Here is a 14,401-nt window from a genome sequence, read left to right on the forward strand (position 1 = left end):
TCTGATAAAAATCAGTCCCCCCGGACAAAAGGCACCAACCCGTGAGGTCGGGATGCCCTTGGGCCGGATTGACGACACGCTGCATTGGAGCTAGCGCGCCTCAGCTCTTCTCGGTGCTCGCCACGGGCGGAGATTGGGGCCGTTGACGCTTCAAGGGGCGGCCCACGCAGTCACGCCCCGGCTTCGGCTCGCGGGTGCTGTGTGGGCGGTACTCCCAATGCCAGGGCTCGGAGCGCACCGTGCGCTTGAATCCGAAGCGGCATGCATTCGACACGAGCCAGTCATAGGTCGGTGTCTTGACACCGCCGATGACCAGGTCCACCGCGAGGCCTCGCTGATGGTTGGAGCGCCCGGGCCGTGCCGCCTGGGGCCCCTTGCCCTTGCGGTAGCGCTCATAGAGCCGGCGCTGCTTCGCGGGGGAGCGGTAGCCGCTGTGGACCCAGAGGTAGATGTTCTTCGAACGCGCTTCGGCCTTCATCCGCCGGTACGCGTCCGCGGCGTCGGTATGAAGCAACTGGCCGTTCTTGAGACGAACGAGCCGACTGCCCTTCGCCTCACTTCGCCGGGGCTTTGCGTCGCCGGCGACGGCTTGGGGCGCGAAAAGACACAGGAGGATGAAGACTCCCCAGCGGAGCAGCGCGAGCGACATGTTTGGAAGCCGGCCCCGTGGCCGGAATCCGAACTTTCGCGCGTCTGTGCCTCGACGCAAGCAGACGGGAGGGCGAGCGCCTGTTCAGAACAGTTTCAATTGCGCGTCCGGAGTCTTCACTTCGCGCGGAGGCAACGGCTGGAATCCATGTGCGCGGGCCCACGTCTCGCTGGGGCCCGTCCAATGGTGTGACGCCATCCGGACGTGGTCGCGCTCGTCGAAGGTGACGCCCTCCGCCTCCAGGGCCTCGCGCTGTCCGTAGCCGGAGGTGCTGATGCCACCCGTGCGGTTGATGACGCGTTGCCAGGGCACGCTGTCCGCGCGGGCGCCCAACGCGCCCAGTGCATGTCCCACGACGCGGGCATCGCAGCCATCACCGACGATGACGGCGATGTCCCCATATGTGGCCACCTGCCCAGGTGGCACTTGCGTGGTGACGGTGTAGATGCGCTCGAAGTAGTCGCGCTCGTCGCGTGGCGGTGTGGACATGCGGGAAGGTTCAGCCGCTGCGCGAGCCCAGTCCAGTGGCTTCGCCCGCGCGCAGGCGCTCATGCAGGGTACGGGTGAGCAGGTACCAGAACTGCACGTTGCCCACGCTGAGGATGTCGCCGTCGCGCAGCACGGCCTCGCGGCCACCCAGGGAGCGGGCGTTGAGGAAGGTGCCGTTGGTGGAGCCCAGGTCCTGCACGGTGCAGCGCTGGTCGGCTTCGTTCCACCGCAGCTCCGCGTGCATCTTGGACACGGACGCGTCGTCGACGACCAGGTCGCAGTCCATGCGGCGGCCAATGCGCAGCCGGTCGGTGGCGTTGAGCGGCGGCAGGGTGGCCACGCGCAGGTGTTCGAACTCGAACAGCAAGGCCAGCATGCCCTGTTCGATTTCCGAGGGCGCCGCCATGCGGGTGGGGGCGAGCACGGCGGTCGAGGCCTCGGAAGGCGGGCGCTGGATGAGTGCAAAAGGCCCCAGTTGACGCTGGAAGGCACTGGGGGGCAGGGCGGCACCGAGCCCGCGCAATTCCTGGACGGACAGCACGGGGGCAGACTAGCGGGTCAAAGGGCGCGCGCCCAGCCCATCCCCCCGTTCCCTGTACGGGTTTCATTGACCAACTTGTCAGTGGTTCCTTACATTGGGCTTTTGTTTGGTCGCGGGGGCCGGGCTCCGGAAGAGGAGCGCCGGCCCTCCATCTTATTTGAACCTGGGAGTGGTGGAAGGAGCTGTGTCGATGAGCAGCGGGAGCGACAACATCCCGATGACCCCGTCCGGACTGCGCAAGCTGAAGGAGGAACTGAAGCACCTCCAGTCCGTCGAGCGGGGGAAGATCTCGCGCGAGATCGAGGTCGCTCGCGCACATGGTGACCTGCGTGAGAACGCGGAGTACCACGCGGCGAAGGAGAAACAGTCGCACATCGAGGGGCGCATCCTGACCCTCAACGACTGGATTGCCCGCGCGGAGGTCATCGACCCAAAGAAGCTCGGCGGCGACAAGGTCATTTTCGGGGCGACGGTGGACCTGCTCGATACCGAAACCGACAAGCCGGTGAGCTACCGGCTCGTGGGGGAGATCGAGGCAGACCTGAAGAAGCGGTGGATTGCCGTCACCTCGCCGGTGGCGCGCGCGCTCATCGGTAAAAAGGTGGGCGACATCGCCACGGTGCAGAGCCCCGGCGGCGTGCGCGAGCTGGAAGTCCAGGAGATCCGCTTCGAGGAGCCCGAGGAAGAGGCCCCGGCGAGCGGGAGCTGAGCCTCGGAGGTCGCAGTGAGTTGCCGGGGGAGCGGGCCAGGGCTCGCTTCCCCGGTCTCGTTTTGTGGGAGACGTCATCCCCGTTCCGTAGGATGTACGGCGGAACCCCCGCGTGAACCACCCGCTCGCCAGCCTTGTTGGACCCCTCCGGTACGTGTGCCAGCGCGACTTCGCGATGCTGGCCACGGTGAAGTCGTTGCGCCCGGTGTTGGAGCGCGCGCTGGCGGGGGCCAGTGGCGTGGATGCACGGGCACTGGACCACTTGAGGGCCGCGCTGCCCGACGTGGACCACGCCATGCCCGAGCGCCGCAAGGCCGCGCTGCGGCGAGTCGTGGCCGGGCTGAAGGTCAGCGGGGTGGAGCTGCCCGCGGAGTTGCACGGCGTGACGATGGAGGGTGCGGTTCCGGCTCGGCCGAGGTCCACACAGGGCGCTCCGGTGGGTGCGGGAGGCACGACGCCTCCGGGGTATGTGCCGCCCTGGAAATCGGCGGAGCCACTGCCCACGTCGGGCCCGCGGCCGGACGCACCTCGAGGACCGGCTTCGCGTGGAGCCTCGGCCCCTGCGCGCGGGAGCGGCGTTGAGGGCCCCATGCCGCGCATGAGTCCTGATGCGCCGCGGGGGCGTCAGGCCGGAATGGACTCGGAGCTCCTGCCTGCCCGTCCACCGCGGATGGCGCCGACGACGCAGCCTCCGCAGGCGAACGTCACCGCGCCGCAGCCCGCCACCGGGCGGCAGGGCGCGCCGTCGTCTCGGGCGAAGCCGGGGCTCCGTCAGGCCGCGCTCGACACGGGGCCAGAGGCGGTTCCCGGAGCGAAGACGCGCAAGGAGAAGGCCCAGCGAAAGAAGAAGCGGGCGGTCGCGGCGGAGGCCTCTCGCTCCGAGGCGAAGCTCCTCTCCATCGCGCCGCGCTCCGGGCCGCTGGCGTCGCCGCTGAAGACGCTGGGCAAGCGGCTGGGACCCAGGCTCGTCTCGGCGCTCGACAAGAAGGGGCTGCGCCGCATGGGCGACATCCTCTTCATGCTGCCGCGCTGCTACGAGGACCGCCGCCAGTTGCGCACCATCGCCGAACTGGAGCCCGGCGAGCGAGGCGTCACGGTGGGCATCGTCAAGGTGGCCGACTTCGTGCCGGGCCGTCAGGGCCGGCGCATGTTCCGCGCCGTCGTGGGGGACCGCTCGGGCAGCATCGCCGCCACGTACTTCAACGCGGGCCCCTGGTTGAAGAGCCGGTTCACCGTGGGCAAGCGCATCGTCCTCTCCGGCGAGGTCCGCGCCACCATGTCGGGCCGGGAGATGCCCCATCCGGAAATCGAACCGGCGGAGGACATCGAGTCCACGACGTCGGTCCACTTCAACCGCATCGTCCCCGTGTATCCGGGCTTCGAGCGCGGCGAGCAGCGCTCGTTCCGCGAGCTGACCTCCCGCGTGGGCGAGCAGTACGCGCACGAACTGGATGACCCGCTGCCCGCCGACCTGCGCCGCCGCTTGGACCTGATGGGCCTGCCGGACGCGCTGCGCTTCATCCACTTCCCGCCAGGGGACGCGGACCTGGAGGCGCTCGATGCGCACCAGAGCCCCGCGCACCGGCGGCTCGCCTTCGACGAGCTGTTCTTCCTCCAACTGGGCATGGCGCTCAAGCGGCAGGGCGTGAAGGCGGAGGTCGGCATCTCCTTCGACGTGTCCGAGCCCCGGCTGGCGAAGGCGCGCAACGCGCTGCCGTTCCAGCTCACCGGCGCGCAGGCGCGGGTGGTGGAGGAGCTCTGCTGGGACATGGCGCGCCCGGAGCCCATGAACCGGCTGGTCCAGGGAGACGTGGGCAGCGGCAAGACGGCGGTGGCCATGGTCTCCGCCCTCATCGCGCTGCAGGCCGGCTACCAGGTGGCCGTCATGGCGCCCACGGAAATCCTCGCTGAGCAGCACGAGCGCAACTTCCGCAAGGTGATGGAGCCGCTGGGCTACCGCGTGGGCCTGGTGAGCGCGGCGGGCACGGCGAAGGCCAAGCGCCAGGTGCGCGAGGCCGTGGCCCGAGGCGAAGTTCATCTGGCCGTGGGCACGCACGCGCTCCTTCAGGCAGACGTCTCTTTCGACCGCCTGGGCCTGGTCGTCATCGACGAACAGCACCGCTTCGGCGTGCTCCAGCGCCACACGCTGATGAGCAAGGGGCCCAAGCCGGATGTGCTGGTGATGACGGCCACGCCCATTCCCCGCACGCTGGCCATGACGCTGTACGGCGACCTGGACTTGTCCGTCATCGACCAGCTTCCGCCGGGCCGCACGCCCATTCAGACGCGGGTGTTCAACGACAAGCAGCGCGCGCTCGTCTATGAGTCCGTGGGCGCGCAACTGGCCAAGGGGCACCAGGCCTACGTCGTCTACCCGCTGGTGGAGGAGTCGGAGAAGCTGGACCTGGAGGACGCCACGCGCGGCGTGGAGAAGCTCCGGAAGGTGTTCCCCGACGCGAAGGTGGGGCTGCTGCACGGACGGATGAAGGCGGAGGAGAAGGACTCCGTCATGGAGGACTTCCGCGAGAAGCGCCTGCACCTGCTCGTCTGCACCACGGTGGTGGAGGTGGGCGTGGACGTGCCCAACGCCTCCGTGATGGTGGTGGAATCCGCCGAGCGCTTCGGCCTGTCACAGCTTCACCAGCTCCGGGGCCGGGTGGGGCGCGGCGCGGCGGCGAGTTTCTGCCACCTGGTGGCCGGAAGCGCCCGCTCCTGGGAGTCCGCCGAGCGCCTGACGGTGATGGAGCAGAGCAGCGACGGCTTCGTCATCGCGGAGAAGGACCTGGAGATTCGAGGCCCGGGTGAATTCCTGGGCACGCGCCAGAGTGGCCTGCCCGAGCTCGCGGTGGCCAACCTGGCGCGGGATGGCGACCTGCTCTCCATGGCGCAGTCCGAGGCCCGGCGCATCCTGGAGAAGGACCCGGACATGAAGGCGAAGGAGAACCAGGGCCTCGTGAAGGCGCTCGAGGAACGCTGGGAAGGGCGGCTCGCGCTCGCACGGGTGGGGTAGGGCGCCTGCCATGATTAGGCTAGGGGCATGGGTGACTGGGGAAGGGCCGACTACCTGTCGCGGCACGGCATCAAGGACGCGCGAGTCCTGGAGGCCATCGCTCGGCTGAACCGCGCGGACTTCGTGCCGGAGGACCTGCGCGAAGAGGCGAGCGCGGACTCGCCGCTGCCCATCGGGCATGGGCAGACCATCAGCCAGCCCTACGTCGTGGCGCTGATGACGGAGGCGCTCCAGCTCCAGGGGGACGAGCGCGTCCTCGAAATCGGCACCGGCTCGGGCTACCAGACGGCGCTGCTGTCCCTGCTGTGCAGAGAGGTCTACTCCGTGGAAATCGTCCCCGAGCTGGCCCAATCGGCGCGAGAGGTGTTGGGGCGGCAGGGCTTCGAAAACGTCTCGTTCCGGGAAGGAGACGGCTCACTGGGCTGGCCGGACCAGGCGCCCTTCGACGCCATCCTCGCCGCCGCGGCGCCACCAGACGTTCCGCTTCAGCTCCTTTCACAGCTCAAGCCGGGCGGGCGCATGATCATTCCGGTGGGGCCAAGGGGGGGCACCCAGCAACTGTTGCGCATCCAGCGAGCCCTCCGGCCCGGAGAGGTGCCCCAGGTGGAGTCCCTGCTGTCGGTTCGCTTCGTTCCCATGACGGGGCAGCCGCTCTCGCAGGGGTGACCTCCTGGGCTCGGGTGGCTCCTGACCCAGCGAGGCGGGAGGCAGGCTCTCTGTCCGCTTGCTCGCCATGTCGGCGGCGGCCCGCTAACGTTCGCACATCATGATTATCTGTCCGCTCTGTGACCACGTTCAGCCCGAAGGGACGGAGTGCGACGTCTGCGGCAAGCGGTTCCCCGCGGCCGTGGCGGAGACCGCGCCCATCGCGACGTTGCCGGAGCTGGAGGTGACACCGCATGCCGGAGGCCGCGCGCCGGTGGTCGCGGCCGTGTTGCCCGACCTGGACGTGACGCGGCTCCGTTCCGGGCCCGATCTGCCGGCGCAGGTGGTTCCCGACCTGCAACTGACACGCGCCAGGGACATGGGGGCCGTTCCGGTGACGCCCATGCCCGAGCTGGACACCGGGCGTGCCCCGGACGATGGCGTTCGCACCGCCGCGCCGCTGGGCGCCGTCGTCTGCCGTTACTGCCGCATCACCCAGGCCGAGGGGCTGCTCTGCGACAACTGCGGCATGCGCCTGCCTCGGGCGAAGCCCACCGTGGCAGCGGCGCCTGGGAGACCTTCTGGCGACGACGATGGCTGGCGCTCTTGCGCATCGTGTCATACTCGCGTGCGGCCCGGTAAGGCCTGTCCGGAGTGTGGCACGCGGGCACAGGAGGAGGCATGAGCGAGGAGTCGGCTTCGGATTTCCGCGCGGAGTACGCGTGCAGTGAGGGCTGTGACTTTCGCGCCTCGCTGATGGACGTGGTGTACCGGTGCCCGCGCTGCGGCGGCCTGCTGGAGGTCGCGCACGACGTGAAGGCCCTGCGCACGGTCTCCGCGGCGGAATGGAAGCGCCGTTTCGAGACGCGCTTCGGCTCCGCGCGCCTGCCGGATGGCTCGGGCGTCTGGGGCAAGCGGGAGTGGGCGTATCCGCAGCTCCCGGCGGAGGACATCGTCTCGCTCGGCGAGGGCCGCGTGCCGCTCAAGCCGTTGCCGCGCATGGCGGCGGAGCTGGGGCTGGCCGCGCTGGACTTGAAGGAGTGCGGCGTCTCGCCCACGGGCAGCTTCAAGGACTGGGGGATGACGGTCCTGGTCTCCGCGGTGAAGCACATGCGTGCCCGGGGCGTTCCGCTGCGCGCGGTGGCGTGTGCCTCCACGGGCGACACGTCCGCGGCGCTCTCGGCCTACTGCGCGGCGGCGGGGATTCCGGCGGTGGTGTTCCTGCCGCGCGACAAGGTGTCGCTCGCGCAGCTCGTGCAGCCCATTGCCAATGGGGCGCGGGTGCTGTCGCTGGACACGGACTTCGACGGCTGCATGAAGCTGGTGCAGGCGGTGACGGCGGACACGGGGCTGTACCTGGCCAACTCGATGAACTCGCTGCGCATCGAAGGCCAGAAGATGGTCGCCGTGGAGCTCTGCCAGGACCTGGGCTGGGAGCCGCCGGACTGGGTGGTGATTCCCGGCGGCAACCTGGGCAACGCCAGCGCCTTGGGCAAGGGCTTCGAGCTGATGCTGTCGCTGGGGCTCATCACCCGCCGGCCGCGCATCGCCGTGGCTCAGGCCCAGAAGGCCAACCCGCTGGTGCGCTCGTTCCGGGGCGGCTTCCAGGAGCTGGTGCCCCTGCAGGCCGAGCCTACCCTGGCGTCGGCCATCCAGATTGGCAACCCGGTGTCATTCAAGCGCGCGGTGAAGGTGCTCAAGGCGTTCGACGGCGTGGTGGAGGACGCCAGCGAGTCCGAGCTGGCCAACGCCGCCGCGCGGGCGGACCGCGAGGGAACCTTCACCTGTCCGCACACGGGCGTGGCGCTGGCGGCGCTGGAGAAGCTGGTGGCGCAGGGCGTGATTGCCCGGGGCTCGCGCGTGGCGGTGGTGTCCACCGCGCACGGCCTGAAGTTCGCCGACTTCAAGGTGGGCTACCACCGCGGCTCGCTGGCGGAGGTGACGAGCCAGTTCGCCAACCCGCCCGTGGAGCTGCCCGCGACGCTGGACGCGGTGAAGGGCGCGCTGGCGGACCTGGGCTGAACCACGGGCCCGGTCCGCCCGGCGAGAGGCGCGTCAGTCCGGCTGGAGCGGGACGCGCTTCTCGATGGTGAGCCCGAAGCCCGCGAGCCCGCGGTAGGTGACGTCCGAGTTGGTCATCACCTGGAGCGTGTGGATGCCCAGGTCCGTGAGAATCTGGCAGCCCATGCCCAGGTCACGCGACTCCTGCGGGCCACGCGTGGGGCCGCTGCTGCCGTCGTTGTTGCGCTTGTGGTGGATGCCGAAGTCGTCCCCGTGCATGCCTGGCAGGTACACCAGCACGCCGGAGCCTTCGCGGGCGATGCGCGCCAGCGCCTGATCCAGCAGCACGTTGCAGTTGCACGACGGGGAGCCGAACACGTCACCCAGGGCACAGGCCGCGTGCAGGCGCACCAGGGTGCTGGGCCGCGACGCCGGGTCGCCCTTCACCAGGACCAGGGACTTCACGCCGTCGGGCAGCCACGAATAGGTGAGGGCGGTGAACTCACCGTAGCGGGTGTTGACGGTCTGCTGGCCGGGCTCGCGGCGCACCAGCCGGTCCTTCCGGCGGCGGTATTCGATGAGGTCGGCGATGGTGATGAGCGACAGCTTGTGCTCGCGGGCGAAGACCTTGAGGTCCGGCATCCGCATCATGGTGCCGTCGTCCTTCACCAGCTCGCAGAGGATGCCGGAGGCGGACAGGCCAGCGAGGCGGGACAGGTCCACGGTGGCCTCGGTGTGGCCGGCCCGGCGGAGGACGCCGCCCTCGCGGTAGCGGAGCGGGAAGATGTGCCCGGGGCGCAGGAAGTCGTCGGCCTTGCTGGAGGGGTCCACCAGGGCGCGGATGGTCTTCGCGCGGTCCGCCGCGGATACGCCCGTGTGGGTGTCGTGGCGGTAGTCCACGGAGACGGTGAAGGCGGTGCGATGGGATTCGGTGTTGTCCGACACCATCTGCGGGAGGCGGAGCTCGTCCAGCCGCTCCGCCAGCATGGGCATGCAGACGATTCCGCTGGTGTGGCGCACCATGAAGGCCAGGTGCTCGGGCGTCACCTTCTCCGCGGCCATGATGAGGTCGCCCTCGTTCTCGCGGTCCTCGTCGTCGGCGACGATGACGAATTTGCCCTCCTGGATGTCTCGGATGGCGTCGTCGATGGAGGAGATCTCGCTGTCGTGACTCATGGAGGTTTCGGTCCGGGCGGAGGGCTGCATGAGTCGCGCATGTAGCGTGGGCGAGGGTGGCTCGCAAGCCAACCGGTAGCCGGGCGCATGTAGGGATGATGGCGGGGATGAGGTGGGCAGGGGGCCGTTGGAGGGCCTACGGCCGGCGGGTGGGTAGGCGCCGACTCGACGTGACGGGCGCAGTGATGTAGGGTGCTTGGCGCCGTGATGACTTCCAATACCCAGGAACTCCGGGCTCGGCTCGACCAGCTCCAGGCCAGTCTTTCCACCCGCGAGAGCACGACACGCTTCGCCCGAGCGGGGGTGTCCACCGTCATTGCCCTCCTGGTGGGTGGGGCGTCGGGCAAGCTCTTCTACGATTCTCTTCGCACGCCCCTGCTGGCGTGGGCGGCGGCCCTGGTGTCCGTGTCGCTGCTCGTCTACGCCTTCATCAGCTACCGCTTGGGCCGGAAGGTCCTGGTGGATGAGCTGAAGCAATACGAGTCGATGCTGGCCCTGCGCAGCGAGCTGCGGCTGGACGACCCCTCGGCGCTGCTTCCCCGGTGAGCGCCGCCCGGAAGAAGGCCGCCGCGCGCCGTCCAGGGCGTTTCATCGTCCTGGAGGGACTGGATGGGGCGGGTACCACGACGCAGGTGGAGCGGCTTGCCGCGGCCCTGCGCGCGGAGGGGCACTCGGTGCTGACCACGCGGGAGCCGTCTGACGGCCCCGTGGGGACGATGATTCGCCAGGCGCTCACGGGCCGGTTGGGACTGCCCGGTGGGGCGGGCCCGCTGGCGCCGGAGACGCTGGCGTTGCTGTTCGCCGCGGACCGGACGGACCACCTCACGGCCCGGGTGCTCCCGGCGCTGGCGGCGGGCCAGATTGTCCTGTGTGACCGCTACGTCCTGTCGTCCCTCGCCTACCAGGGGGCGTCGCTGCCCATGGAATGGGTGGAGGCGGTGAATGCGTGCGCGGTGTCGCCGGACCTGACGCTGTTCGTCGGCGTGGCGCCAGAGGTGGCGGCACGGCGCCGCAAGGCACGCGGCGGGGCGGCGGAGCTGTTCGAGGCGGACGAGGCACAGCGGCGGATTGCGAAGCAGTACGTGGCCGCCATCCGCCGCCGGGAGAAGCACGAGCGCATCGTCCACATCGACGGCGAACAGGGCATCGAGGCCGTGACGGCCGCGTCGTTGGTGGAGATTCGCAAGCTGCTGGCCCGCAAGCGCTGAACTGTCTGGGGCGGTTTTCCCCGCCCGGCGGCGCCTTGCCTTGGATGCCGTCTTCGCCAGCGACGGAAGCGCTCAGTGTCCCGAGTGCTCGTGACGCTTCCCCTGCGTTGGTGGAGTGGGAGCCGGCTCGGTTTCCCCTGTGCCGCCCTGGTCCTTCCCTGTGCCCTTGGCGGGCGGCTTGCCGAACTTCACCAACTGCGCATGCACCTGGCCGTTGTTCATCTTCATCCCGTGCACGACGGCGCGCTCGCCGGGCTTGAGGTCGGATGCGGTGACCGCCACGCCGCTCTTCTCGTAGCGGGTGCCGGGGTCCGTCATCACCTCCTGCTGCTTCTTGTCGCTCGTCTCCAGCACGAGCGCGGCCTGCTTCACTTCCTTCACCGTGCCCATGACGTGGACCCCGTCCTTGCCGTGGGCGAGGGCCAGCGCCGGAGTCAACAGGGCGAGGGTCACCACGGCGAGGCTCGTGAGGCGGGGACGAACGGGTTGGGGGCTCATGGCATTGCGCTCCTTTCACATGTGACGGCTACTGTCCTTCGAGGAACGCGTCCTCGATGCGCTGCTCTTCAAGCTCATGCCGGGATTGGGGCAGGGCGGCTTTGATTTCATCGAGCTCTTCCTCGCCGAGACGCGGCAGCCTGCGGATGAGTTCGACGAGGGCCCAGCTATCGTTGTTGCCCGCCCCCTCGTGGAGTTGTCCCCAGGCGGGCATGCCGGTCAGGCGGATGCCGTTCTGGATGATCCAGTACAGCTCGCCATCGCTCAGGTCCTGGGTCGGGGTGGCGCGCATGTTGGGGGCGCGCGGGTAGAGCCCCTGGCCGATGGGCGTCTGCCCGCTGCCATCCGCCGCGTGGCAGATGGCGCAGTGGTCAGCCCAATGGGCTCGCGCCTCGGCGAGGGCCTGCGGTGAGAGGGGCGCGAGCGGATTCTTCAGCTCCCGGGCCCCCGCGGGCATGCTGAAGCTCCGTGCCGCACGCGCCACCTTCGCTTCGAGCGCCGAGGGGGCCTCCCGGGCCGAGAAGCCGCGGCGCGCCACCGTCAGCCCATACACCCCGCCGCTCACGCCCAGGATGAGCGTCAGGGCGCCCAGTACAGCCAGTCCACCCACCACGGTACGGCGCAAGGTCACGGGGTATTCTCCTCTTGAATCCGGCGAGGTGGCGGTCAGAGGTCCAGCCGCTTCAGCCGCAGGGCATTGGCGATGACGGAGACGGACGAGATGCTCATCGCCGCGCTGGCAATCATGGGGCTCAGCAGCAGTCCGAAGAACGGGTAGAGGACCCCCGCCGCGATGGGGACGCCGAGCACGTTGTAGATGAACGCGAAGAAGAGGTTCTGGCGGATGTTGTGCACGGTGCCCCGGCTCAGGTGCCGGGCGCGGACGATGCCTCGGAGGTCACCCTTCACCAGCGTGACGGCGGCGCTCTCCATGGCGATGTCAGTGCCCGTGCCCATGGCGATGCCCACGTTGGCCTGGGCGAGCGCGGGCGCGTCGTTCACCCCGTCTCCGGCCATGGCCACCACGTGGCCTTCGGCCTGGAGGCGCTTCACCATCGCGTTCTTCTCCTCGGGGCGCACCTCAGCGTGGACTTCGTCGATGCCCAGGCGCCGGGCCACCGCCTCCGCCGTCGTCCGGCTGTCACCCGTGAGCATCACGAGGCGCAGCCCATCGGCACGGAGCTGCTGAACGGCTTCGGGGGTGCTGGCCTTCACCGGGTCGGCCACGCCGAGCAGCCCGGCCGGCTTGCCGTCCACGGCGACGAACATCACCGTCTGCCCTTCTCGCCTCAGGGCCTCCGCCCTCTCCAGGAACGCCCCTGCCTCGATGCCGAGTCCCTCGAGCAGCCGGGCATTCCCGAGCGCCACCTGCGCACCATCCACACGCCCCGTCACGCCCTGGCCCGTCACGGACTTGAAGCCGTGCGTCTCGGTGAGGACGGCACCACGTGCCTCTGCGCCCTTCACGATTGCGGACGCGAGCGGGTGTTCGCTCCCGCGCTCGATGCTGCCGGCCAGGTGAAGCAGCCGCGCCTCGTCGAAGCCGGGGGCGGCCACCACCGTGGTGAGGCTCGGCCTGCCCTCGGTGAGGGTGCCCGTCTTGTCGACGACGAGGGTGTCCACCTTCGCCAGTTCCTCGAGCGCCGCCGCGTCCCGGATGAGGACGCCGGCCTGCGCGCCACGCCCCATGCCCACCACGATGGAGATGGGAGTGGCCAGGCCCAGGGCGCACGGGCACGCGATGATGAGAACGGCCACGGCGTTGACCAGCGCGTGGGCGAGCCGGGGCTCTGGTCCCCACATGCTCCAGATGAACGCCGTGAGGACGGCGATGACCACCACCGCGGGCACGAACCACCCGGAGACGGTGTCGGCCAGACGCTGGATGGGGGCCCGGCTGCGTTGGGCCTCGGCCACCCGCTGTACGATTTGAGAGAGGAGCGTGTCGCGGCCGACGCGCTCGGCCCGTATCACGAAGCCGCCGGTGCCGTTGACCGTCCCTCCTGTCACCCGGCTGCCAGGTGTCTTCTCGGAGGGAATCGGCTCACCTGTCACCATGGACTCGTCCACGGCGCTCTCGCCCTCCAGGACCACGCCATCCACGGGCACCTTCTCGCCCGGTCGGACGCGGAGGCGGTCACCCACGTGGACCCCGTCCAGCGCCACGTCCTCTTCGCGCCCGTCCTCGCGCAGCAGTCGCGCCGTCTTCGGGGCCAGCCCGAGCAGCGCCTTCAAGGCTCCCGAGGTGGCATGGCGGGCCCGGAGTTCCAGCACCTGCCCCAGCAGCACCAGGGTGGTGATGACCGCCGCGGCCTCGAAGTACAAGGGCACGTGGCCGCCGTGGCCGGTGAAGGCGTGGGGCAGGAGGCCGGGGAAGAAGGTGGCGAAGACGCTGAAGCCGTAGGCGGCGCCCGTCCCAAGGGCAATCAGCGTGAACATGTTGAGGTGCCGGTTGCGCACCGACGTCCAGCCCCGCTGGAAGAAGGGCCAGCCCCCCCACAGCACCACGGGCGTCGCCAGGGCGAACTGCACCCAGGCCATGAGCGGCCCTGGGATGAGGCGCTGGATGGGCTGGCCCGGAATCATCTCGGACATGCCCAGAACGAACACAGGGAGCGAGAGGACGACGCTCACCCAGAATCGCCGCCGCATGTCGAGGTACTCCGGGTCGGGCGCGTCCTCAAGGGTGACGGTCCGTGGCTCCAGGGCCATGCCGCAGATGGGGCACGCTCCCGGCTCGGGCCGCACGATCTCCGGGTGCATCGGGCAGACGTACTCGGTGCGCGTCTGGAGGACCGGCTGCTCGGGCTCGAGGGCCATGCCGCACTTGGGGCAGGTGCCGGGATGGTCCTGCCGCACTTCCGGGTCCATCGGGCAGATGTACATGGTGCCCGCGGGGGCAGGCTCCGGCGGCTGGGGCTCGGGCGCGAGGTACTTCCGCGGCTCCGCCGTGAACTTCTCGCGGCACTTCGGGTTGCAGAAGAAGTACGTGTGCCCCTCGTGCACATGGCTGCCGCCCTTCGGTGCCTGGGGATCCACGAACATGCCGCAGACGGGGTCCTTCGTCTTGCCCTCCGGCAGGTGCGGAGGGTGGTGCCCGGTGTGAGCTTCTGGGGGGAGATGAGTCGTCATCGTCGCGCTTCCTTTTGCCGGGATCACGAAGCACCCCGTTCCTTCTTACAGTTCCGAGCGAAGCGGCCTGTCGCCCGAAGCGGGCCCATGGCTGCCTTCCAGGAATGCTCTCAGGGCGAACCCGTGCGGCTTGTCAGCTCGGGTAACAAGCAACCCCGAGGCCAGCCGTGCCAACGGGCAAGTTCCGAGATTGACTCGGGCGTGCCTCCCTCTGGCGTAACCCGCGCTGTTACACCCGGATGAGGTAGTCACACTTTTCTGCGCCCCACGCCGGGGCTGCTTCGCTCAGGGGCTCAAGGCGGTGGAGGCGGTGGCTCGCCGCCTCCAGTCGTGAATGCGCCGA

General features: G+C 69.6%; 14 protein-coding genes. 7 read left to right on the plus strand and 7 right to left on the minus strand.

Features of this window, described 5'->3' with window-relative positions:
- Positions 1-100 precede the first annotated feature (100 nt).
- From FMQ63_RS16730 to FMQ63_RS16740, 3 genes are all read right to left on the minus strand, one after another.
- Positions 101-649: a M15 family metallopeptidase gene (locus FMQ63_RS16730; protein WP_044274213.1), complete on the minus strand. Its 549-nt coding sequence runs from the start codon at positions 647-649 to the stop codon at positions 101-103.
- A gap of 84 nt (positions 650-733) precedes the next feature.
- Positions 734-1,138 carry an MGMT family protein gene (locus tag FMQ63_RS16735; RefSeq protein ID WP_011553436.1) on the minus strand — a complete coding sequence of 135 codons (405 nt, stop codon included), beginning with the start codon at positions 1,136-1,138 and terminating at the stop codon, positions 734-736.
- 10 nt (positions 1,139-1,148) lie between these two features.
- A complete protein-coding gene (locus FMQ63_RS16740) occupies positions 1,149-1,679 on the minus strand; it encodes an FHA domain-containing protein (RefSeq protein ID WP_011553437.1) in 531 nt (176 codons plus the stop codon).
- Between the two features lie 190 nt (positions 1,680-1,869).
- Here FMQ63_RS16740 and greA point away from each other — a divergent pair, with 190 nt between their 5' ends.
- From greA to thrC, 5 genes are all read left to right on the plus strand, one after another.
- Positions 1,870-2,388, plus strand: a complete 519-nt coding sequence (greA, locus tag FMQ63_RS16745) for a transcription elongation factor GreA (protein ID WP_011553438.1) — start codon at positions 1,870-1,872, stop codon at positions 2,386-2,388.
- Positions 2,389-2,500: 112 nt separating this feature from the next.
- Positions 2,501-5,398 carry an ATP-dependent DNA helicase RecG gene (gene recG / locus FMQ63_RS16750; RefSeq protein ID WP_020478763.1) on the plus strand — a complete coding sequence of 966 codons (2,898 nt, stop codon included), beginning with the start codon at positions 2,501-2,503 and terminating at the stop codon, positions 5,396-5,398.
- A 27-nt stretch (positions 5,399-5,425) separates the two neighbouring features.
- On the plus strand, positions 5,426-6,064 hold the full coding sequence (locus tag FMQ63_RS16755; protein ID WP_011553440.1) for a protein-L-isoaspartate(D-aspartate) O-methyltransferase: 639 nt from the start codon (positions 5,426-5,428) through the stop codon (positions 6,062-6,064).
- Positions 6,065-6,164: 100 nt separating this feature from the next.
- Positions 6,165-6,728 (plus strand): hypothetical protein, encoded by a 564-nt coding sequence (locus FMQ63_RS16760; protein ID WP_011553441.1) that lies wholly within the window; start codon positions 6,165-6,167, stop codon positions 6,726-6,728.
- The gene (thrC, locus tag FMQ63_RS16765; protein ID WP_011553442.1) at positions 6,725-8,065 is read left to right on the plus strand and encodes a threonine synthase; all 1,341 of its coding nucleotides are present in this window, start codon (positions 6,725-6,727) and stop codon (positions 8,063-8,065) included. The genes FMQ63_RS16760 and thrC overlap by 4 nt, the downstream gene beginning before the upstream one ends.
- Before the next feature lie 33 nt (positions 8,066-8,098).
- Here thrC and ribB read toward each other — a convergent pair whose 3' ends face one another.
- Positions 8,099-9,250 (minus strand): 3,4-dihydroxy-2-butanone-4-phosphate synthase, encoded by a 1,152-nt coding sequence (ribB, locus tag FMQ63_RS16770; RefSeq protein WP_020480726.1) that lies wholly within the window; start codon positions 9,248-9,250, stop codon positions 8,099-8,101.
- A 177-nt stretch (positions 9,251-9,427) separates the two neighbouring features.
- On the opposite strand from ribB, the gene FMQ63_RS16775 reads away from it, so the two are divergent.
- Together FMQ63_RS16775 and tmk are read left to right on the plus strand one after the other, a co-directional pair.
- Entirely contained in the window at positions 9,428-9,766 is a 339-nt protein-coding gene (locus tag FMQ63_RS16775) for a hypothetical protein (RefSeq protein ID WP_216608522.1), read from the plus strand.
- Positions 9,763-10,428: a dTMP kinase gene (gene tmk / locus FMQ63_RS16780; protein ID WP_011553445.1), complete on the plus strand. Its 666-nt coding sequence runs from the start codon at positions 9,763-9,765 to the stop codon at positions 10,426-10,428. Before FMQ63_RS16775 ends, tmk begins: the two co-directional genes overlap by 4 nt.
- Positions 10,429-10,500: 72 nt before the next feature.
- On the opposite strand, the gene FMQ63_RS16785 is transcribed toward tmk, so the two are convergent.
- Genes FMQ63_RS16785 through FMQ63_RS16795 form a run of 3 tightly spaced genes read right to left on the minus strand, consistent with a single transcriptional unit; the run spans position 10,501 to position 14,058 of the window.
- A complete protein-coding gene (locus FMQ63_RS16785) occupies positions 10,501-10,926 on the minus strand; it encodes a hypothetical protein (protein ID WP_011553446.1) in 426 nt (141 codons plus the stop codon).
- A gap of 28 nt (positions 10,927-10,954) precedes the next feature.
- A complete protein-coding gene (locus tag FMQ63_RS16790) occupies positions 10,955-11,557 on the minus strand; it encodes a c-type cytochrome (protein ID WP_011553447.1) in 603 nt (200 codons plus the stop codon).
- Positions 11,558-11,592: 35 nt separating this feature from the next.
- Complete coding sequence (locus FMQ63_RS16795) at positions 11,593-14,058, minus strand: heavy metal translocating P-type ATPase (RefSeq protein ID WP_011553448.1); 2,466 nt, start codon at positions 14,056-14,058, stop codon at positions 11,593-11,595.
- Positions 14,059-14,401: the final 343 nt, after the last annotated feature.

The sequence above is a fragment of the Myxococcus sp. CA005 genome (genome assembly GCF_006518205.1).
Lineage (GTDB): Bacteria > Myxococcota > Myxococcia > Myxococcales > Myxococcaceae > Myxococcus > Myxococcus xanthus.

Coding starts and splice junctions, on each gene's coding strand:
- ribB (WP_020480726.1), bottom strand. CDS start 9,250: ATGCAGCCCTCCGCCCGGACCGAAACCTCCATGAGTCACGACAGCGAG.
- FMQ63_RS16775 (WP_216608522.1), top strand. CDS start 9,428: ATGACTTCCAATACCCAGGAACTCCGGGCTCGGCTCGACCAGCTCCAG.
- greA (WP_011553438.1), top strand. CDS start 1,870: ATGAGCAGCGGGAGCGACAACATCCCGATGACCCCGTCCGGACTGCGC.
- thrC (WP_011553442.1), top strand. CDS start 6,725: ATGAGCGAGGAGTCGGCTTCGGATTTCCGCGCGGAGTACGCGTGCAGT.
- FMQ63_RS16760 (WP_011553441.1), top strand. CDS start 6,165: ATGATTATCTGTCCGCTCTGTGACCACGTTCAGCCCGAAGGGACGGAG.
- FMQ63_RS16730 (WP_044274213.1), bottom strand. CDS start 649: ATGTCGCTCGCGCTGCTCCGCTGGGGAGTCTTCATCCTCCTGTGTCTT.
- FMQ63_RS16795 (WP_011553448.1), bottom strand. CDS start 14,058: ATGACGACTCATCTCCCCCCAGAAGCTCACACCGGGCACCACCCTCCG.
- FMQ63_RS16755 (WP_011553440.1), top strand. CDS start 5,426: ATGGGTGACTGGGGAAGGGCCGACTACCTGTCGCGGCACGGCATCAAG.
- FMQ63_RS16785 (WP_011553446.1), bottom strand. CDS start 10,926: ATGAGCCCCCAACCCGTTCGTCCCCGCCTCACGAGCCTCGCCGTGGTG.
- FMQ63_RS16735 (WP_011553436.1), bottom strand. CDS start 1,138: ATGTCCACACCGCCACGCGACGAGCGCGACTACTTCGAGCGCATCTAC.